The organism is uncultured Helicobacter sp. (genome assembly GCF_937906905.1).
In the GTDB taxonomy this organism is placed as follows: domain Bacteria; phylum Campylobacterota; class Campylobacteria; order Campylobacterales; family Helicobacteraceae; genus Helicobacter_B.
Genome location: NZ_CALERY010000022.1, coordinates 15,768 through 36,954, shown reverse-complemented (window position 1 = coordinate 36,954; position 21,187 = coordinate 15,768). Strand labels below are relative to the sequence as shown.

Here is a 21,187-nt window from a genome sequence, read left to right as displayed (position 1 = left end):
AAAATTTGGTAGAATAACCGCAAATTAACGACGAAGAGGTAGTGTAGTATGGACGATATGCAAGAGATAATGGAAGACTTTTTAATCGAAGCCTTTGAAATGGTCGATCAGCTCGACCAAGATTTAGTCGAGCTTGAAAGCAACCCCGAGGATCTAGAGTTGCTTAATCGCATATTCCGTGTTGCGCATACGATTAAGGGATCAAGCTCGTTTTTGAATTTTGACATTCTTACTAGTCTAACGCATAATATGGAAGATGTGCTCAATAAAGCGCGCCGTGACGAGCTAAAAATCACACCCGATGTCATGGATGTGGTTTTGCTCTCAATTGACTTAATGAAAGCACTATTGCAGGCGATTCGAGATTCTGGCACAGATGCAGGCAGTGGAATTGATATTAGCGATGCGGTAACAAAATTGCAAGCTATCTCTCAGGGCACAGCTGGTGGCGCTTCGCCTGCTGCAGAATCTGCTCCAGCCCCCAAAGAAGCGCCTGCTACTACTCCAGCTCCAGCAGGCGATAATCCGCTTGCCGATGAGCCAGAGAAAGACTACTCGAGCATGAGTTCTGATGAAGTTGATGCAGAGATTGAGCGTCTTCTACAAAAGCGCCAAGAAGCCGATAAGCAAATGCGCGCACAAAAAAAAGCGAGTGGTCAAGTCAGTGATATCCAAGCGCCAAAAGCCCCTACTGACGATAAAGCAGCTGCTGCGCCTGCTACCTCCGCTCCTAAGCCTGCTGCTAAGGCAGAGTCTAAGACTGGTGCCAAAGACGAGGGTAAAGTCGCCACAAGCGTAGAGCAAACCGTGCGTGTTGATGTTCGCAGGCTTGATAATCTCATGAACCTTATTGGGGAGCTCGTGCTTGGTAAAAACCGCCTTATCAAAATCTATGGCGATGTCGAAGAGCGCTATGATGGCGAGAAATTCCTAGAAGAGCTTAACCAGGTCGTTTCTTCAATCTCAAGTGTTACGACAGATCTCCAGCTAGCTGTCATGAAAACAAGAATGCAGCCTGTGGGCAAAGTGTTTAATAAATTTCCGCGCATGGTGCGCGACCTATCCCGCGAGCTTAAGAAGAGTATAGATCTTGTCATCACAGGGGAGGAGACAGAGCTTGACAAATCAATCGTCGAGGAAATTGGCGATCCGCTTATCCATATTATCCGTAACTCTTGTGATCATGGTGTGGAGTCTCCGGAAGATAGAAAGGCTCTAGGTAAGCCAGAGATTGGGCGTGTGGATCTTAAGGCTTACAATGAGGGCAATCATATCGTCATCGAAATCACCGATGATGGTAAGGGGCTCGATGCAGAAATGCTAAAACTTAAAGCCATTGAAAAAGGTTTGATATCCGAAAAAGAAGCCGACTCTATGACAGATAAGGAAGCATTTGGGATTATCTTTAAGCCCGGATTCTCTACTGCCAAGACGATTTCTAATGTCTCTGGGCGTGGCGTGGGAATGGATGTTGTTAAAACTAATGTCGAAAAGCTCAATGGGATTATTGAGATAGATTCTGAAAAAGGTGTAGGCACGACATTTAAGCTCAAAATCCCACTCACTCTTGCGATTATCCAGGCATTGCTTGTTGGAGCGCAAGAAGAGTATTATGCAATCCCGCTTTCATCTGTTATTGAAACCGTGCGCATCGGGCAAGATGAAATTTATAGCGTGGATGGAAAGTCAGTCTTGCGTCTGCGCGATGAAGTGCTATCGCTTGTGCGACTTGCGGATATTTTTGGGGTAGATTCTGTGCTCGAGACTGCAAGCGAAGTGTATGTCGTCATTATTGCGCTTGCAGAGCAGAAAATCGGCGTGATTGTGGATTATCTTATTGGGCAAGAGGAAGTGGTTATTAAATCACTTGGCTATTACTTAAAGAGCACGCGTGGTATCGCTGGAGCGACAGTGCGTGGTGATGGAAAAATTACGCTCATCGTAGATGTTGCAGCGATGATGGAAATGGCAAAAGAAGTCAAAGTCAGTATTAACGCGGTCATGGAGGAAGCACAAAGCTCTAAGGCTAAATCTTCGCCAGCGGATTATATCGTGCTAGCAATCGATGATAGCAACACTGACAGAGCTATTATGAAAAAATGTCTCAAAACACTTGGGGTTACCGTGCTGGAGGCGAGCAATGGAGTAGAAGGACTTGAGATAGTAAAAAACAGCGATAAGCCTCTGGACGCAGTGCTAGTAGATATTGAAATGCCTAAAATGGACGGCTATACATTTGCCGCGGAAGTGCGCAAGTATAATAAATTTAAAAATCTTCCACTTATCGCTGTTACCAGTAGGACAAGCAAGACAGATAGAATGCGCGGCGTAGAATCCGGGATGACGGAATATATCACCAAGCCCTATACGCCAGAGTATCTAGTGAATGTTGTTAAGCGCAACATCAATCTTATGACTGGAGAATAAGATGTCTGATCAAATCAAAAATATCTTCGAACAGCAAAAAATGCATGCCAGTGGGCTAAATCGCGGTATTGGTGAAATGCAAGATGAGCCTGAAAATATCTTGCAGGTGATTGGATTTGTCGTAGGGAATGAGGAATTTGCTGTGCCGATTCTCAATGTCAAGGAAATCGTAAAACCCACAGAATTTACAAGAGTCCCAGGCACACCCCCCTATGTGCTAGGTGTGTTTAACATGCGTGGAAATGTTTATCCACTTATTAACTTGCGTTTGAAGTTCGGGCTACCTGCCATCAAACAAGATAAAGATACGCGCTATCTTATTGTGCATCAAAATGACGAAATCGCAGGATTCGTGATTGATAAGCTCACTGCTGCAATTACATTGCCAGGCTCTAGTATCGACCCAGTCCCTGAAACACTCGCGAGTAACCAAGCTGGAATGATTGATGGTGTGGGCAAAAGGGAAGATCATCTAATCACTATTCTAAAAATCGATGTCTTGTTGAAGCGAGATTTCTAGTCGCTTCTTGAGCAGCTTAGAATCCCATGTGAGATGTGCATTGGATTTGGTATATGCTTTTAGATTTTGGGCACCTAGATTTTATAACATTCATCAATGTAGTTTTGAACGCCTATCTGTTATCTATTTTGTGAGCTTGCTATTGTTTGAAATTGTTTAAAGTTTGGCAGGTTTATTGAAGTATCTCGGTTGGCTTTGGAGATTGTTTCATGCACAAACGCTCGTATTGCATTATCGGTTTGGAATTATATATGGAGGATTTTTCTCCCATTGATGTGTATGAGAAGCTTGGTTTGCGCCCCACAATTTACAAGCATAAAAGCGCCAAAGAAGTGCTCAATTTAAGCTATGGCAACTGGCGTGCGGAGCTAGAGCAATACCTTAAAGCTTGCGAGAATCTGGCTCAAGCTTCTATGAAACAGCAGGCAGATGCAGCACAAGCTGCCCAGACCATAGACTTAGCGCCAGATCCAGACTCTTCACTCAAAGAATTATGCACCGCAGGATCTCCCAGGGATTTTACAAAAGAGCTAAAAGATGAGCCAAAAGCATTTTACAAAATCCACTCCAAAAAAATAGCCCCAACCACATTCCGTAGAGAGTGTGAGCGCTTTGTTGAGCGCATTGACCACAAACAAAAGATTCTAGAGCATTTGCGCGAAGTGCATAATGCCTTTATCGTGCTAAAAATCCACGCTTATATAAACAAAAAAGATAGCCTAGCGCTTAATCTCTCCCCAAAAGTATCTCAGGTATGCGCGCGGCTAGGGGTTAGGATTCTCACACACATTGAAGTGCTTTAAGGAATCAAGTGGATTTTCTAGGAGAGGCTTTGATAGAGGTTTAAAATTTACGAAAACATCGAAAGGATTGTGAAAAATCTTAGAAATTTTTAAGCAATCTATCAAATCTGCTGACCAAACCCTAAGTATGTAGAATCTGCTACAATAGCCGATCAAGCTTTGAAGCCCAATCACTAATTAAGGAGCAACTATGTTTTTGTATTCAAATCGCATTCGCAATCTCAATGAATCCGCTACGATTGCTATCTCTACGCTCGCTGCTACGCTAAAATCCCAGGGACGCGATATCTTGAGCTTCTCAGCTGGTGAGCCTGATTTTGACACACCAGAGCTTATTAAGCAAGCTGCTAAAGACGCGCTAGATTCTGGATTTACTAAATATACGCCTGTTGCGGGTATCCCCGATCTCAAACAAGCAATTGCCAGCAAGCTTAAACGCGAAAATAATCTTCACTATGAGGAAGCCCAGATTCTAGTCAGCAATGGTGCGAAGCAATCGCTTTTTAATGTGTTTCAAGCGCTCATTGACGAAGGCGATGAAGTGCTGATACCATCGCCATATTGGGTTACTTATCCAGAGCTTGTTACCTATAGCGGTGGGCGCAATGTTTTTATCCAGACAAGCCCAGAATCTAGTTTCAAAATCACCCCTGCGATGTTGCATGAGCATATCACCCCCAGGACAAAAGCCCTTGTGCTTACTACTCCTTCAAATCCCACAGGCATGGTATATGATCGAGCCGAGCTCGAGGCGCTTGCTAGCGTGCTTCAGGACACTAATATTGCAGTAATCGCAGATGAAATGTATGAAAAGCTTGTATATGACGGGGAGTTTGTCTCAGCAGGCTCGGTGAGCGAGGATATGTTTAGGCGCACTATTACGATAAATGGTCTTAGTAAATCTGTGGCGATGACAGGCTGGCGTATGGGGTATTGTGCATGCGCAGATAGCAAACTCATCAAACTTATGACCAATCTCCAATCCCAATGCACTTCCAATATCAACTCTATCACGCAAAAAGCTTCTATCATCGCGCTAGAGGGCAAGGTTGATGCACAGATAGAGTCCATGCGCCAGGCATTTCTTGAGCGCAGAAATATCGCTGTGGAGCAAATCAATGCCATAAATGGTCTAAGCGTGCTTGCCCCACAGGGCGCATTTTATCTCTTTATCCGCATTGGTGATGGGCTTGATTCTATGGAGTTTTGCAAGCAGCTTTTGGAGAAAGAGGGTGTGGCACTGGTGCCTGGAAGTGCGTTTGGCATGGAGGGCTATGTGCGCTTTAGCTTTGCATGCTCGACACAGCAGATTCTGGCGGGTATAGAGCGGCTCGCTCGCTTCATGGCTACGCATTTCAGGGCATAGGCAAGCAGAATCTATATGCAAAATACACAAGAGTTTGATGTAATTGTCGTAGGAGGCGGGCATGCGGGGCTTGAAGCAGCACATATTGCTGCAAAAATGGGTGCGCGCGTGCATTTGCTTACAATCCTTGTAGAAAACATTGCTCTAGCGAGTTGTAATCCAGCAATTGGCGGACTTGGTAAAGGGCACTTGGTAAAAGAGATTGATGCGCTTGGCGGAGTTATGGGGCAGATCACTGATGCTTGCGGAATCCAATACCGCACGCTAAATGCTTCAAAAGGTCCAGCAGTGCGTGGCACAAGAGCGCAAATCGACATGGACGCATACAGAATCTACGCGCGCAATCTCGCGCTAAACACGCCAAATCTCACAATCTCGCAAGAAATGGTGAGCGAGATTTTAGTAGCACCTGTGGAGGATTTGGGCGCAAAAACACCACCATCTAGCCCAACCACTCCGCGCTTCAAAGCCATTGGTGTGCGCACAAATATCGGCAAATCCTACCATGCGCACAAGGTCATCATAACCACTGGCACATTCTTGCGAGGACTTGTTCATATCGGGGAAAATCGCCTGGAAAATGGGCGCTTTGGCGAGAATGCAAGCAATGATTTAAGCGCTTCTCTCGCCGCGCTTGGGCTAAAGCTTGGGCGCTTAAAAACCGGCACCTGCCCGCGCATTGATGGCAGAAGCATTGATTTTGCTAGTCTTGAGCGCCACGATGGCGATGAGAATCCACCAAGCTTCAGCTATCAAAGTATGCTAGAGCCTAAGTCTTTTGCGCCAGTGCAGCTGCCTTGTTTTGTTACTTATACCAATGAACGCACGCATGAACTTATCCGTGAGAATTTTCACCGAGCACCGCTATTTACTGGGCAAATTTCAGGCGTTGGTCCGCGATATTGCCCAAGTATCGAGGATAAGATAAATCGCTTCGCAGATAAAGAGCGCCACCAACTTTTTCTCGAGCCCCAGACCAAAGATGGCGTAGAATATTACATTAACGGGCTTTCTACCTCGCTGCCTTTTGATGTGCAAGAGCAGGTTGTCGCCTCCATAGCAGGGCTAGAAAATGCCAAAATCACGCGCTATGGCTATGCGATAGAGTATGATTATGTCTTGCCTACTCAGCTGCATCATACATTAGAATCTAAAGCGGTGGATTCACTCTATCTCGCAGGACAGATCAATGGCACCACAGGCTATGAGGAGGCAGGTGCGCTTGGGCTTATGGCAGGGATCAATGCCACACTTTCACTCCAGAATCTCGAGCCTAAACGCTTTAGATTCTCGCGTAAAGAGCTCGTGCTACGCCGAGATGAGAGTTATATTGGCGTGATGATTGATGATCTTGTAACAAAAGGCACAGAGGAGCCCTATCGTGTTTTCACTTCGCGTGCGGAGTATCGGTTGTTGCTGCGTGAGGATAATGCTATATACCGCCTGCTAACCTATGCCAAAGAGCTTGGCACGATAGAGAAAAGCTCTTTGGCAATTTTTACCAAAGACATGGGTGATATCACCTATGCACTGGAGTTTTTACGCACAAATTCGCTAACCCCAAGCCGACAAAGTTTAGAGTTTCTATCCATGCAAGGACTCCAACCAATCACGCAAAAAACCCCACTCATCACAATAATAGGGCGCGATGAGTTTAAGGATTTTGCCGCATTGGAGCGATTTCTCATAAATCTAGCATCAAAAGATTCTAAAGCTTTAGATTCTGGCATGGAATCTAAAGCAGCTTTTTCTAAGGGATCTTGGGCGCTAGACTCTATCCCGGCTTTTAGCACTTTTAGCCTCCAAGCGCTAGAGCAAATCCGTATAGAAGCCAAATACCACGACTATATCAAAAAACAACAAGCAAGTATTGAAAACATGCAAGCCATGCTAGCAGTGCAGATTCCGCAGGATTTCTGCTATGAGGGGATCTCTGGACTCTCGCTTGAAGTCATCGAGAAGCTTTCCAAGACGCGTCCCAAAAGTCTCTTTGATGCCTCTAAAATCAGCGGAATCACGCCCGCAAGCCTTGATGTGCTGCATTTGTATATCCACCTGCGCAGCAAAAGTAAAAATGATAGAATAAATCCAGAGTGTTAGCCATGTCCAACGCCGCATTAGCAAAAAATTCTCGAGCACCAGCACCGATTTGCACAAATGCTCGTGCAAGTCTTGCGCTTCTCCAGGAGCTTTTGCGCCGGGAGAGTGTTACGCCCCAGGAATGTGGGATTTATGATTTAATCCGTCCAAGGCTAGAGGCTGTTGGGTTTAGGTGCTTGCAGATTGATAAGGGTGGCGTGCGTAATTTGTTTGCATATATTGATTTGAGTGAAAATACTAAAAACCCAGGCAAGCAGCAGAATCGCACACTAGAATCTATGGAATCCATACAAAACATCAGGCATTTTTGCTTCATGGGGCATGTAGATGTTGTGCCCGCAGGTGATGGCTGGAGCGTGGGGGCGTTTTCTGGGGTAGAGCAGGGGGGGTATATATGGGGTAGAGGTGCGCAGGATATGAAAGCTGGTGTAGCAGCATTTGTCTGCGCTTTGGTGGATTTTGTGGAATCTATGAGAGCAAAATCCAAGCTAAACATAGATTCTAGCACGCAGCCTAAACTCCCAGAATCTACCTTGCAGTCCAATCGCGCCCACCCACCTATGCTCTCGCTTTTGCTTACAAGTGATGAGGAGGGGGAGGGCACTTATGGCACGCGCTATGCTCTAGAAGAGCTAGCAAAGCTTGATTTGCTTCCAAGCCATGCCATTGTCGCTGAACCCACATGTAGCGAGATTTTTGGCGATACGATTAAAAACGGGCGGCGTGGAAGTATCAATGGGGTGCTTGAGATTCTGGGCAAACAAGGGCATGTCGCCTACCCGGAGAAATGCCACAACCCTGTGGAGGCGCTAGGGGCTTGGCTTGGTAAGCTTGCTGGGGTAGAGCTGGACTCTGGAGATGAGAATTTCGCACCATCAAAGCTTGTCATCACTGATATACGCGGTGGGCTTGAAGTGGTAAATGTAACGCCTAGTGCGCTTAGAGTGATGTTTAATGTGCGAAACTCCCCGCTAAGCTCGAGAGAAAGCCTGCAAAACTATATAGAATCTATCATGCAAGAAATCCAGCGCTCGCATGGGATTACTTGCACTCTTAGCCTAAAACAAAGTGCAAAACCATTTATCTGCGCAAGAGATTCTACTCTGGTAAAACATCTTGCAGCAAGTGTGGAGAAGACCTGTGGTATCACACCCGCATGCAGCACGAGTGGAGGGACAAGCGATGCGCGATTTTGCCATGAATATGGAATAGAAGCGGTGGAGTTTGGCGTGCGCAATGATAGAATCCATAGTATAGATGAGCGTGTAGCAGTGAGTGATGTCGAGAGACTATATTGGGTGTTTATGGAGTTTTTGCGCGCGTTATAGGCAAGCTCTGGAGCAAGTGCTGCCAAATTTGCCTGCTGGATTCTGGCTAGCAGGGCAAATAGACTACCAGCGCTCGCCTATGCCAAGCAGTAAGCAATGACGAAGTGGAGCTGGCACACATAGCGCGTAGAATCCGCTCCCATTTGCATAAATTGTGAGTAAATCGCTGAAATACCGACTTTGAAACTGCAGATGAATCGGGCGAGATTTGCTCTCCTCCCCTTGTGCTCTGGCATCTATGCTAACTCCGCCTAGCTCTCTGTATCTAGGCTTACTTGCGAGCGTCCCACCGAAAAACACTAAAGGTTTTGCAATCGCGACAACTTCGCGTGCGCTCATGGATTTGTAGGTGGTATAGTCGATTAGCCAATAGCCCCGGAAGCGCAAAAAATCCCTATCCACAGAGCGCTTGATAATTTCTCTATGAATCTCTTGAAGCTCGCTTGCATAGTAGTGTAGAAAGTCTAGTGCATCAATTTGGGGCTCGCTCTGTGGAGTGCCCGATCCTGCGTATATACAAGAGAACAGGAAAAAAGCAGATAATATGGAGGCGCGAGAAATTCTACTCATCGCGCACGAAAACAATCCCCTCGCCACATTTTTTGCAGTGAAATGCCTGCCCACTCTGGATTTTTTCATGCACGGTATTTAGGACTTTAAACGCTGGCTTACAGGCGCATTTATAGACATGAGTAACTCCTTTGGCTCCATTTTGCTGGGCTTGGAGAGCTTTGATTTCCTCTTCGTGCGCTTTGCGATAGACTTCGATTTGCATATCTTCTTTTAAAATATGATTGATAAGCCACTCTTCGGTGATGATTGCGAGCTTTTGCTTGAAGTCGTAACGGATATTTTGGATAAGTTCTGTCATGTCTTGGATAATTTGCTGATGCATCGCAGATTGGCGCTCCAGCCCTGGATAGCCAATACTTGCCATATAGGCTTCCTCATCGCGGAAATGCACTTTCATATATTCAAACAACTCGACAAGGATTTTTTTGATTTCGTTGCCATCAACTTGCTTGCTGATGAGTAGTCCAGCCCTATGTGCGATGTCAAACAGCTTCTTGTGCTGCACATCAATTTCATCGTTATGGATACTAAATTTATCGTCCCATTCAGGTATTGCCATGTGCTCTCCCCTTTGCCAGAATCTAGTCAAACTTTTGTTTTGAGGGTTCGCTTTTGATTCCAGCGATTTTTACTCCTGCAAGTGCCGGATTATACACCTTAAAAAGTCTTTTTTAGCTTAAAGTTTAGGTATAATCAAGAATCAATCGCATAAAGGCTTAGTAAATTCATGGAAACTTTTATCAACACTTTTCAGGATTTTTTTGAGACATGGGGCTATGTGGCGCTGTTTTTCTACTGCATGGGGAGTGGCTATGTGGGGATTCTCGCAGCTGGCGCCCTAGCGACATTTGGTCATACGGATTTATCGATAAGCATTCTTGTCGCAGCGGCGGGGAATTTCTTTGGTAGTTCGTTGCTTGTGATTCTCATGCGCTACCAGAAAAAGGACTTTGAGCGTTTTCTTATCGCACATCGTAGAAAAATTGCGCTCATGCATATCTGGCTAAAAAAATATGGCGCATTGCTGATTTTGGTAAATAAATATCTCTATGGTGTCAAATTCCTTGTCCCAGTGGCTATTGGTGTGAGTCGCTATGATATGAGAAAATTCCTCCTGCTAAATGTGCTTTCTAGCATAGTATGGGCGCTTAGTCTTGGGGTTTTGGCATTTTATTTCTCGCAGGCTATTGTCGAGATCATCGAGTCTTATGGTCAGTATTCCTATGGGATATTGGCTTTGCTTTTTGCTGCTCTTGTATTCGTGTTTATAGTATTTGGGAGAAAAAAGCACGCCTCCCTTACAAAGCCCAATATGGAATCTAGCACTTTAGATTCTAGCTCTATAAAATCCATGCCGCAACCTGGCTTCACAGAATCCAAAACCACAGAATCTACATCAAGCGGCTCTATCCAATGAGTGCCAAGAGTGCCAAGCTAGAATCCTTTAGAGGAGCAGGATTTTGTGAAAAGGCTTTCGTGCATGAAAGTGTGAAATTCATCTGTAAGCAGATTTCCTATACAAACGCACGCTCTCTTGTGCTGGGTGTGAGTGGCGGAGTGGATTCTGCGGTAGTGGCGCGATTATGTCAGCTTGCCATACAGCGGTATGCACGCAAATTTCACACACCTATCAAGCTTGTATGTGTGTTTCTCCCTAGTCTCACTACGAGCGCACATTCCAGAGAAGACGCCAAGGCACTTGCGCATGCCTTTTCTCTTTCGCTTAAGCAGCATTCAATCGCGCACTATCAAGAGCAGTTTTTGGCTGATTTTCCTAAAGCCACACCACTTGAAGTGGGGAATTTCTGCGCTAGGGTGAGAATGGCTCTGCTCTATCACTACTCAAGTATGTATCAAGGCATTGTCGTAGGCACAAGCAATCAATCCGAGCTACTGCTAGGCTATGGCACGATTTTTGGCGATCTAGCGTGCGCGATCAATCCCATAGGCGCATTGTTTAAAACACAGATTTTCTCCCTAGCTAGAATCCTGCAACTCCCAGAATCCATCATCACAAAGCCCCCAAGCGCTGATCTCTACCCCAATCAAAGCGATGAGGGTGAGCTGGGGTTTAGCTATGCTGAAATCGACAGCCTGCTAGCCGCCATAGTGGCGCGATCTGCCAAATACTACTCTAAAGAATCCCCCAAGCACCGCGCTAGAGAGTCAGCCAAAGTCAAGGGAGAGCCTAAAGCTAAGCCACCAATGCCCTCAAAATCCACCCTAACGCCTATCCACCCCAACGCCTTGCGCAAAAAGCACTACAAAAGCTTTGAGAAAAAACTCGCATCTATGGTGCTTACACGCATAAAAGCCAATCAATTTAAGCGTGAGATGCCCACGATATTTATGCCCAAATCCAAGCTACTGCGCGAGCTTCGCACAGACACTTCAAGCCACAAAGCCACGCACAAGGACACATAAGTGGATTTGCACCGCTACCACTACGCGCCACATTTAGGGCATAAAGCCTTAAGCCTTTTGCTCCTGCCCCTAAGCTATCTCTATGGCGCGATTGCCACGCTTAAAAGACTTGCCCCTAGAATCCTCTATGGCAAGCAGGGCAGGGACTTTGGGCTGCCAATCATATCAGTGGGCAACTTAATCGCAGGGGGCAGCGGGAAAACGCCATTTATCATTGCACTTGCCACACATCTTGCTAGCCATTATTTGCGTCAGGCTATTATGGATTCTGGGGCAGAATCTACTCTGGATTCTAAGGCAAACACTTCTGGAGGGCATATTATTATTATTTCGCGTGGCTACAAGCGCAAGAGCAAAGGGCTTTTGTGGGTGAGTCGGCATGGGACGCTGCTTACTACAGCCAGTCTGGCTGGTGATGAGCCTTATCTCATTGCGACTGCTCTCTCGCAGCACAATGTCAGCGTTATTGTGAGTGAAAATCGCGCCAGAGCCATACGAGAATCCAAACGCTATGGTGCAGATGTTGTGCTGCTTGATGATGGACTCCGCTTTTGCTTTAGTAAATTTGATATTATCCTGCGCCCAAACCCAGAGCCATTTTATCAACGGCTTATCCCAAGTGGAATCTACCGAGAATCTCCCGCTCTCTACACCAAGCTAAATCATAGCCCCTATGCCATTATCGCGCAAGATGGGCGAGATTTCATGCGTGAAGTATGGGTGAAAAACCCAAGCCCCAAGATGTTTCTTCTAAGTGCCATAGCCAATCCTACGCGCTTGCTAGCATTTCTCCCCCCTATTTATCCAGAATCTAGCATGCAAGCTCCAGCGCCACTAGAGCCAAAGCTAGATTCTAGTGCGCAAGCCATGGATAATGATTGCAGGATTGTTGGGAGTAGATTTTTCCCTGATCATCATCATTTTAGCCCTAAAGAAATCCACGCTATCCTAGAATCCTATGCCCCCACATCGTTGCTCACCACTGCCAAAGACGCTACCAAGCTTCAGGAGTTTCAAGAGCTGCTTAGTATCATGGAGCTTCGCTTGCATATTCATTCTCGTGTGCTTTGTGCTACTCGGCATTATTTGGATTTATGCTTAGATTCTAGTGTGCGTGCTGGCAGGGAGTCTATGATGGATTCTGCCCCTAAATCCATAGGCGATTTTCTCTATCGTCTCATCTATGCTAAAAGCTTTCAGCCCCATACGCATGAGGTATATATGCCCAAGCAGGCAAAATTCGCTCGTAAGCCAAGCTGGCGCGATCCTATCCAGACCCTACGCGATATCGAGCGTAGTATGCTCGCTTCCATAGCGGCTCCAGAGTCTGGCGCAAAACACGCAGGGCAGGGTGCTAATAAGGGGATTTTGCTACTATGGCTCTGGCTGCCTTGCGATATGCAGAGCTTGCGCAATGGACTCCTACAAGAAGCACTAGCAATCCTTGAAAATGCTTTTTACGAGGGGGTTATTGACTTTTGGCTTGATAGGAGATTTTACACAAAGTCCCAAGAGCAAGATTTTGCGCAGAGTGCCACACACAGCCACCTCCAAAGCCAAAGTCTATCCCAAAGCCTACCGCAAAAACATGTTGCATGGAAATATCTCTATGACGCGCTTGTGGGCGATATATTTTTGGAAGCTGGCTTATCTGGCAAAACCCCACCAGAATCCAATCGCCCATCTACGCATACTTGGCGTAAAATTTCAGCAACAACTCTCGAGCATTTGGCATTTGGGGTTAGCCAAGCAGATTCTAGTAGGGCAGATTCTGGTAAAACGGATTTTGGTGGGTTAGATTCCAAAGACCCTAAGCAGAATCTGAGCTGGGATAGCCCAGAGCTTTTCTGCTTGGCAAATGTGCGCGTCGGGCTGACAAAAAGTGGGCAGGCGTATTATGCGAGGTTGTTAAACTTTTAGCTTGGGGTGGATTTTGGAATGCCAGAGGGCTATTAAACTTGTTGAGAGAAGTTAAGAAGCCAACCTGATTTTAAGCTGGCATAGTGTAGAATTTAAAACATGCGGGGTTAAATCAATATAATCCAAAGCGACTTATCCTAAATACTAAGGAGTTTGTTATGGGGTTTTATCGTAGATTGAGTATCGGGACGAAGTTTATCTTATTCATCTCGCAAATTGTTATCATCGGGGTTGTCGCGCTCGCTCTCATTGTCTCAAAAAATGTCGGCGACAACATGCGCCAAGATGCAGAATCTATCATTCAAAATGCCTCTGGTAAGTATGCCATTTATGTCAAAGAAGCCTTTAGCGAGATGTCTGCGGTTCTCACTAGTAGCTCAAAAAGCCTAAGCGAGCTTCTTACGATTTCTTCGCTTGGTAGCTCGACTACAGCTTCGATATTTGAATCTTCTCTGCGCTCTGCGCTTGATGCGGGTGGCTATGCACACTATGGCTTTATTTATCTGCTTGACTCGCCTAGTAGTGTCGCGCAGAAAAACAAAGCCTACAACACAAGTAGCGGTAAAGTCATCATGGTCTATGAGGACACCGACATGGAAAGAGCAGGCGGAGTGAAAGTCGTGCAGGCACAGGATTCTGTGGTGAGCTTCCCTGTCGTGCAAGAGGTGCTAAAGACTGCGAAATACGGCGATGGTGCGATATTTGGTCGCCCAAGCAAGCTTGTGATAAACGGCAGGGAATTTGTCGGGCTCAATCTGGCTGCACCGCTGTTTGACAGTGAGCGTAGGTTGGTTGGCGTATTTGGCTTCACTATTGATCTTTCACAATTAGCGGATTTTATTCTCAATCCTCAAGATAAAGCGTTTGACCGAGAGGTAAAAGCCCTAGTCGCCCAAGATGGCACGATAGCCTTGCATACTACCCGAAGTATTGCTCTGCAAAACTTGCTAGAATCAAACAACCGCCCAGAAACTAAAGCTGTGATTAGTCTCATTGATGAGAAAAAATCTGCTGTCATTGATAATTATATTACGATAAATGGCGATAAAGCCTATGCGAGCATATCGTCTTTTAACACATCTGATGGAAAAAGTTTTTCGGTTTTTGTTGCAGCACCCGTAGATGAAGTTCTAGCACCATTGCACTCGCTACAAGGGCTTATCGTGGTGGGGTCTCTTGTGATTCTACTACTTGTAATTGCTACGGTGTATCTGCTTGTGCGAAGGATTCTCTCATCACGCTTGCCACTTATCCTAAAAACTCTTGATATGTTTTTTAAATACATCAACCACGAGGGTAATGAGGTTCATCATATCCAGATTAAAGCCCACGATGAGCTTGGCAAAATTGGGCAGATGATTAACGAGAACATCGATAAATCTCGCGCACACTTGAAAAAAGATGATGAGCTAGTAGCCGAATCCCTCTCTGTCATCAACCACACCAAGCAAGGCAGAGTTACAAAAAGAATCACCCTCTCTGGCTCAAACCCCCAGCTAAATGCGCTTAAAGATTCTGTCAATGATCTATTAAATCTACTTTCAAGTGCCATTGGAAACGATCTCTCAGAGCTTAATCGCGTCTTTGACTCCTACACCCGCCTTGATTTCACCACAGAAGTAGCAAATGCACAAGGGCGAGTAGAAGTAGTTACTAACACTCTAGGAGAAGAGATTAGAAAAATGCTCACCACCTCCCTAGAGTTTGCCAACTCTTTGCACAATCAAAGCAACAAGCTAGAAGAAGCCGTAGCCGCCCTTACTAAATCTTCTAACTCCCAAGCTAGCAGCCTAGAGCAAACTGCTACTGCAGTAGAGGAGATCACTTCATCTATGCAAAATGTCTCTGGCAGGACCAATGAAGTAATCCAGCAAACAGAAGATATAAGAAATGTCATTGGTATCATTAGAGATATAGCAGATCAAACAAACCTCCTAGCCCTAAATGCCGCTATCGAAGCTGCTAGAGCTGGAGAGCACGGACGGGGCTTTGCAGTCGTAGCTGATGAAGTGAGAAAACTAGCAGAGCGCACCAGCAAATCTCTAGGCGAGATAGAGGCAAACACAAACCTCCTAGTGCAGTCCATCAACGATATGGCAGAATCTATCAAAGAGCAAACCGCAGGCATTACACAAATCAACGAAGCCATCTCTAGCCTAGAGTCTGTAACCCAAGAGAATGTAAGCATTGCCAATGCTAGCTCACAAATCTCACAAGATGTGTCAGGGATTGCGAAGGCGATATTAGATGATGCAAATAAGAAAAAAATCTAATAAAAGGATTCTATCTTTGCGCGATAAATCGTGGATTTCTGCGCGCGTGCTGCGGTTACATACGCTCTAGTATGCGCCCTTGCACGCGCTTGAAAAACCCCGATTTACTAAAGAAACCTGCTGCGGCTTCACCTTGTTCGCCTTGCACCGCTTCGCTGGTTTTCTCATCGCAAATCCTAGAATCCTTTAGAATAAAACAGGCGCAATGCTTAGAATCGTGTTGCTACAAAATGGGCTTTTACCCTAGAATCCTTTGCTAGTGTTTTAGAATTTGGGCTTTTGTATTTTTGGCGTTACTAGAATCTGCTTTCTTGTCATTGTGAGCAAGTTCAGCAGCAATTAAGTGGCAAGGCAAGCACAGCGAGATTCTTTGGTAGTCCATAATAATCGCATAAAAAGCACAACCCTAGAATCTGGCAATTTGTTGCGATTTGGTTTGTCTTGGGATCCGTCTCTGCTTTGGGTATTGGCTTTGTGATTGTGTCGCGGATTTGTAGCTAGATTCTCAATCGCTAGGGCTTAAGTGCAGTGGTTAATGTGGAAAAATTTGCCAGTAAAGGGTAGTATGGCGTCGCGTAATAAGGAAATTTGTAATAAAAAAAGTAAGAGTGTAGGGTATTTTCTGGGTGATACCGCACATCAGCTCGAGGGCTATATGCTTAATCTTCTGCGCCCTTTTGGGATTGGGACCGAGCAGCTTTGGGTGCTGTATTTTCTGCATTCTACGAGTCAAAATATCCGTGTCGGCGAGCTTGCAAACGCCCTGCTCAAAGATATCACAACTACTTCGCGCCTGCTTTCTACACTCGAGCAAAAGGGCTTTGTCAAAAAGCAAAAAGATACCAAAGATAAGCGGTTTGCCTATGTGTATATCACAGAATCTGGTAGGCAAAAGCTCGAGAGTGTGGCATTTCTTAAAGAAGAGCTTGATATGCTTTTTGACGAAGCCCTAAACCAAGAGGAGCAGGCGATTCTACGCTCTTTGCTTGAAAAGATCAATCAAGCCATTCGACATAAAGCTGCCCAGCAAACAAACAAACAAACAAACAAACAAAAATGGCGCGATATAACGGAGAATCTATGAATATTTATCGAGGTGTTTTTTGGAGCATTTTATGTTTATCTCGTGGGGTGCTATTGCTTGCGTGCATAAGCACTTTTGCACTTTCTAAGGAAGTGCCAGTAGAGAGTGTGGCAATCAAATATGGCACGCTTAGTAAAGTGGAGTCATTTATCGGGAGTGTGCGATTTAAGGAGATTAGCTCTGTGGCTACTTCTGCGCAAGGCGTGGTAGAGGGGGTGTATTTCTCTATCGGCGATAATGTCAAAAAGGGGCAGAAGCTTATCGCGCTAGATTCTGCTCTGCTTTTAGAAGATATTAAGATTAAGCAAGCAAAGATTGCCGATGCACGCTATACGCTAGAGCGGCAGAAAAACGAGCTAGAACGCTACAAAAATCTCTTGCAGTCTCAATCCATCTCTATCCAGCAGTATGAAAATTTAGAGTATGAAGTCAAGTCCCAAGAAGCTAGAATCCAAGCCTTGCTAGGTGAGCTAGCCATCTCCAAAGTGCAAAAGGATCAAAAGGTCATCTACGCGCCTTTTGATGGCATTGTCGTGGAGCAGCGCGCGCATAAGGGCGAGTGGGTGCAAACAGGCGCGGTGGTATGCCAGATCTTAAACTCACGCGATACGGAGGTGATTATTGATGTGCCAAGCTCTGTTGTGCGCACGCTAAAAGCAAGGCAAAAGGTCAAGCTCCATATCGGTGGCAAAGAGTATCAAGGCTCTATCTCCGCGCTTATCCCGCGTGCTGATACGCTCTCTAGGACATTTCCTGTGCATATTGCTGTGCGCAATGATGGGAGCTTTTTAGACGGAATGGCAGCGCGTGCGCTGCTTGATGTCAGCGGTGGGCAAAGGGGCTTTATTATCCCGCGCGGCAGCATTGTCTATAAGGATAATAAGCCCTATGTCTTTGCGATTCGCGCGCAAAAAGCAGAGCAAATCCCAGTAGAGATTCTACACACACAGGATTTTCAAATACTTGTGCGTGCCAAGCTTACAGAGGCAGATTCTCTCGTGCTACGCGGACAGGAGAATCTACAAAATGGCACGCAAGTGCATATCATCAAGCCTAGATAAAGCACGCAAATGAATATTGTCGCATTTTTCCTAACTCGCCCAGTTTTTGCCAGCGTGGTGGCGATATTTATCACGCTTTTTGGGTGTATCGCATTTGTGAAGATCCCCTACCAGCTTCTACCCCAAACTACGCGCCCTACAATTGGTATCTATACCCACTATGCAGGTGCTTCGCCCTATGAGATAGAAAAAGAGATTGTCCAAAGGCAAGAAGCCAAGCTAAAAAATCTCAAAAATCTCAAAAATCTCACTGCCACTATGCGCGATGGCATAGGGATTGTGAATTTAGAATTTGGGCTTGAGAGCGATTTGCGCAGTGCGTTTGTAGAAGTCAGTGCCAAGCTTGAAGAGATCACAGGCTATCCAGAAGGTGTGCAAAAGCCCATTGTCAAAACCACAGGCGAAACAATCCCTATAAGCGTGTATCTGTTTGTCTCGCTTAAAGAAGCTATATTCTCCATAGATCAAAATGGGGGCGTTGATAGCGCGATTGATACATATAAAGGCATTATAGAAAATGAAGTGCTGCCCCATTATGAGCGCATTGCTGGGGTGGGGGAAGTCATACTTGCAGGTGGGGTGCAGCGGCAAGCCCAAATCGTGCTAAACACCGCCCAGCTCGCCTTTAACAACATCACTATCCAAGACATCATTAACGCCATAAACAAGCAAAATCACAATATCTCTGCTGGGAGTATTGACTTTGACCAGCATAATTATCGCGTGCAAACCATCGGTGAGTATCGCTCCCCTGATGAAGTGCTAAACACCATTATCCGCGTGCAAAATGGCAAAATCACGCGGCTAAAGGACATCGCCAGCGTGCAGAGCGGCTACTCGGGCAAAACAAGCTACAACCTCCACAATAGAGAGCAAGTCCTATCAATCCAAATCCGCCCCACCGCAGATGCCAATATCCTTGAAATGACAGAGTCCATTAAAGCTCTCACCCAAAAGCTCAATGACCAAGTCCTGCCAAAAGAGCTAGAAATCACTTGGGGGCGCGATCAAAGTGGCTTTATCCTAAATGCCATCGCCCAAGTTAAACAAAGCGTGCTGCTAGGTATGGTGCTAGCAATCGCAGTGCTGCTGCTATTTTTGCGCAACCTTACTTCTTTAGTGCTTGTAGCCCTTGTGATCCCTCTAAGCATTATTGGGACATTTATCGTGCTGCATATCTTTGGCAGGACGCTTAATATCATCTCCCTTGCGGGCATATCCTTTGCCATTTCTATGGTGATAGACTCTGCCATTGTCGTGCTAGAATCCATTATCCGCAATCGCGCTAAAACGCCCAACTCCCCCGTAGAATCCACTCTTACAGGAGTGAGAGAAGTGCTAGGCGCGCTCTTTGCCTCAAGCATTACGACAATCGCCATTTTTGTGCCGATTTTCTATCTCAAGGACGAAGCTGGGCAGCTCTTTGCAGATATTGGGATTGCTGCTAGCAGTGCGATTGTGCTGGCATTTGTGGTTTGTGTCCTTATCGTGCCGGCGTTTTTGCTGCTTTTTTTACGCCGCGCAAAGCCCCAGAATCCACTTAGCCAGAAGATTGGCGCATTTGGGCTAAGGTGTAGGGATTATATAATGCGCCTTGTGTGTAAATGTGTCCAAAGCGGTAGGGCTAGATTCTACACCATAGCTGGGTTTTTGGGCTTCTGCCTTGCGTTTAGCTACTTCACCTTTCCTAAAACAGACTATCTCCCGCGCGGAGAGCAGAATTTCATCATCGCATATATATCAACCGCGCCCGGTCTCTCCTACAATGAAAAGCGTTATATCGTGGATCAAATCAGCTTGCAAATCGAGCCATATATCTGCAGATATAGGCGCGATGCTCTTGGGCAGGAGCTTACAGACACTTGTATAAAATCCCAAGAAGCTAGCGAGCAAGAAGAAGTCCCAATGATTAAAAATTTCTATATCGGGGCTGGGAATTCGATTTCCTTTTATCTCATCGCCCAAGATCCTAAGCAAAGTGCCGAGCTTATCAAGTTTGCCAAACAGGCGATTGAGCAAGTCCCCGGTGTCAGCGGCGTGGTGCTGCGCCAGCAAATCTTTAGCGGGGCTTCTAGCTCGAGCATTGACATCAATGTCAGCGGAGATGATTTAGAGCAAATTTTTGCCGCTTCAGCACAGATCAAATCGCAGCTTAATGAGCGTTTTAGCGATATGAGTGTGCGTGTGGTGCCTGGCATTGGCGCGAATAATCGCGAGATAAACCTCTACCCCAATGACTTTGCCCTGCTAGAAAATAAGCTTGATGTAGCGAGTTTTGGCAATATTGTCAGCGTGCTTTTAGGCGGCAAGTCGCTTGGCAGTGTGAAAATCGATGAAGGCTATGTCGAACTTATGCTGCAATCCCAAGAAAATAGGGAGAAAAAGAATTCCCCAGAAGATATTTTATACGCCCCCATTTACGCGCCAAATGGCAAGGTTGTTATGCTAGGGGCGTTAAGCGAGGTGGAAAGCACGCTAGGAGTCTCCACGATCCGCCACTTTGAGCAAAAGCGCAATGTCTTGCTTATCCTAAACCCAAGTGGCAACACACCGCTAGAGGAGTTCATCACAACAATCCGTAAAGAAGTCATCGCACCCATAGCGCACTCCTACCCAGATTTACACATCACACTCAATGGCAATGCCGATAAACTTAGCACACTTAAAAATGAGCTTTTGGGCGGATTTTTGCTAGCGGTGGCGATTACTTACTTGATTTTATGTGCGCTGTATGGGAATTTCTTTTATCCGCTGCTAATTATTGCTTCTGTGCCTTTGGCGGTGAGTGGGGGGCTTATGGGGCTGTTTTTTACCAACCACTTCATCGCGCCGCAAAATCTTGATGTCATCACAATGCTAGGGTTTATTATCCTTGTGGGGAGCGTGGTGAATAATGCGATTTTAATCATCTATCAAGCGCGGATCAATTTCTACACCTATAAAATGCCTTGGACACAAAGCGTGCTGGACTCTACCAAAACGCGCCTTTCACCCATTTATATGAGTATGCTTACAAGCGTGCTGGCACTGCTGCCTTTGGTGATCTTTGCAGGGGCGGGGAGCGAGATTTATCGTGGGCTTGGCTCGGTGCTTATTGGCGGGCTATTTTTCTCCACGATTGTGAGTGTGTTTATTATCCCTGCGATGCTGCTAAGTATCAAGCCTAGATCTTAGAATCCAAAATCTAAGGAAGCTTAGCGAAGTGTCTTTTGTCGTTGCGGACTTAGGTGTAAGATAAAGCATAATGTTCTATGGATTCTGCGCTGGCAAATAAGCCTTGAGCCTAGAATCCACTTTTGTGCTATCGC

15 protein-coding genes are annotated in these 21,187 nt (G+C 45.8%); 13 read left to right on the top strand and 2 right to left on the bottom strand.

The window, feature by feature from the left end:
• Nucleotides 1-48: 48 nt before the first annotated feature.
• The 6 genes from Q0171_RS05400 (at nt 49) to dapE (ending at nt 8,544) form a co-directional block, all read left to right on the top strand.
• Nucleotides 49-2,427, top strand: a complete 2,379-nt coding sequence (locus Q0171_RS05400) for a chemotaxis protein CheW (protein ID WP_299327535.1) — start codon at nt 49-51, stop codon at nt 2,425-2,427.
• 1 nt (nt 2,428) lies between these two features.
• Complete coding sequence (locus Q0171_RS05395; RefSeq protein WP_299327533.1) at nt 2,429-2,947, top strand: chemotaxis protein CheW; 519 nt, start codon at nt 2,429-2,431, stop codon at nt 2,945-2,947.
• Between the two features lie 251 nt (nt 2,948-3,198).
• Nucleotides 3,199-3,750 (top strand): hypothetical protein, encoded by a 552-nt coding sequence (locus Q0171_RS05390; RefSeq protein ID WP_299327531.1) that lies wholly within the window; start codon nt 3,199-3,201, stop codon nt 3,748-3,750.
• A 190-nt stretch (nt 3,751-3,940) separates the two neighbouring features.
• Nucleotides 3,941-5,116, top strand: coding sequence for a pyridoxal phosphate-dependent aminotransferase (locus Q0171_RS05385; protein ID WP_299327529.1), 1,176 nt, complete (start codon nt 3,941-3,943; stop codon nt 5,114-5,116).
• Between the two features lie 15 nt (nt 5,117-5,131).
• Nucleotides 5,132-7,216: a tRNA uridine-5-carboxymethylaminomethyl(34) synthesis enzyme MnmG gene (gene mnmG, locus Q0171_RS05380; RefSeq protein WP_299327527.1), complete on the top strand. Its 2,085-nt coding sequence runs from the start codon at nt 5,132-5,134 to the stop codon at nt 7,214-7,216.
• A 2-nt stretch (nt 7,217-7,218) separates the two neighbouring features.
• Entirely contained in the window at nt 7,219-8,544 is a 1,326-nt protein-coding gene (gene dapE, locus Q0171_RS05375) for a succinyl-diaminopimelate desuccinylase (RefSeq protein ID WP_317279214.1), read from the top strand.
• A gap of 63 nt (nt 8,545-8,607) precedes the next feature.
• Here the strand turns inward: dapE and Q0171_RS05370 are convergent, their stop codons facing one another.
• Together Q0171_RS05370 and Q0171_RS05365 are read right to left on the bottom strand one after the other, a co-directional pair.
• Nucleotides 8,608-9,114: a hypothetical protein gene (locus Q0171_RS05370; protein WP_299327523.1), complete on the bottom strand. Its 507-nt coding sequence runs from the start codon at nt 9,112-9,114 to the stop codon at nt 8,608-8,610.
• Nucleotides 9,107-9,676, bottom strand: a complete 570-nt coding sequence (locus Q0171_RS05365; RefSeq protein ID WP_299327521.1) for a hemerythrin family protein — start codon at nt 9,674-9,676, stop codon at nt 9,107-9,109. Before Q0171_RS05365 ends, Q0171_RS05370 begins: the two co-directional genes overlap by 8 nt.
• Nucleotides 9,677-9,844: 168 nt before the next feature.
• Here Q0171_RS05365 and Q0171_RS05360 point away from each other — a divergent pair, with 168 nt between their 5' ends.
• The 7 genes from Q0171_RS05360 (at nt 9,845) to Q0171_RS05330 (ending at nt 21,053) form a co-directional block, all read left to right on the top strand.
• Nucleotides 9,845-10,534 carry a DedA family protein gene (locus Q0171_RS05360; protein ID WP_299327519.1) on the top strand — a complete coding sequence of 230 codons (690 nt, stop codon included), beginning with the start codon at nt 9,845-9,847 and terminating at the stop codon, nt 10,532-10,534.
• Nucleotides 10,531-11,541: an NAD(+) synthase gene (gene nadE / locus Q0171_RS05355; RefSeq protein ID WP_299327516.1), complete on the top strand. Its 1,011-nt coding sequence runs from the start codon at nt 10,531-10,533 to the stop codon at nt 11,539-11,541. Before Q0171_RS05360 ends, nadE begins: the two co-directional genes overlap by 4 nt.
• The gene (locus Q0171_RS05350; protein ID WP_299327514.1) at nt 11,542-13,461 is read left to right on the top strand and encodes a tetraacyldisaccharide 4'-kinase; all 1,920 of its coding nucleotides are present in this window, start codon (nt 11,542-11,544) and stop codon (nt 13,459-13,461) included.
• Nucleotides 13,462-13,619: 158 nt separating this feature from the next.
• Nucleotides 13,620-15,734 (top strand): methyl-accepting chemotaxis protein, encoded by a 2,115-nt coding sequence (locus Q0171_RS05345; RefSeq protein ID WP_299327512.1) that lies wholly within the window; start codon nt 13,620-13,622, stop codon nt 15,732-15,734.
• A gap of 565 nt (nt 15,735-16,299) precedes the next feature.
• A complete protein-coding gene (locus Q0171_RS05340) occupies nt 16,300-16,818 on the top strand; it encodes a MarR family transcriptional regulator (RefSeq protein WP_299327510.1) in 519 nt (172 codons plus the stop codon).
• A complete protein-coding gene (locus Q0171_RS05335; protein WP_299327508.1) occupies nt 16,815-17,879 on the top strand; it encodes an efflux RND transporter periplasmic adaptor subunit in 1,065 nt (354 codons plus the stop codon). Before Q0171_RS05340 ends, Q0171_RS05335 begins: the two co-directional genes overlap by 4 nt.
• Nucleotides 17,880-17,888: 9 nt before the next feature.
• A complete protein-coding gene (locus Q0171_RS05330; protein ID WP_299327506.1) occupies nt 17,889-21,053 on the top strand; it encodes an efflux RND transporter permease subunit in 3,165 nt (1,054 codons plus the stop codon).
• Nucleotides 21,054-21,187 lie beyond the last annotated feature (134 nt).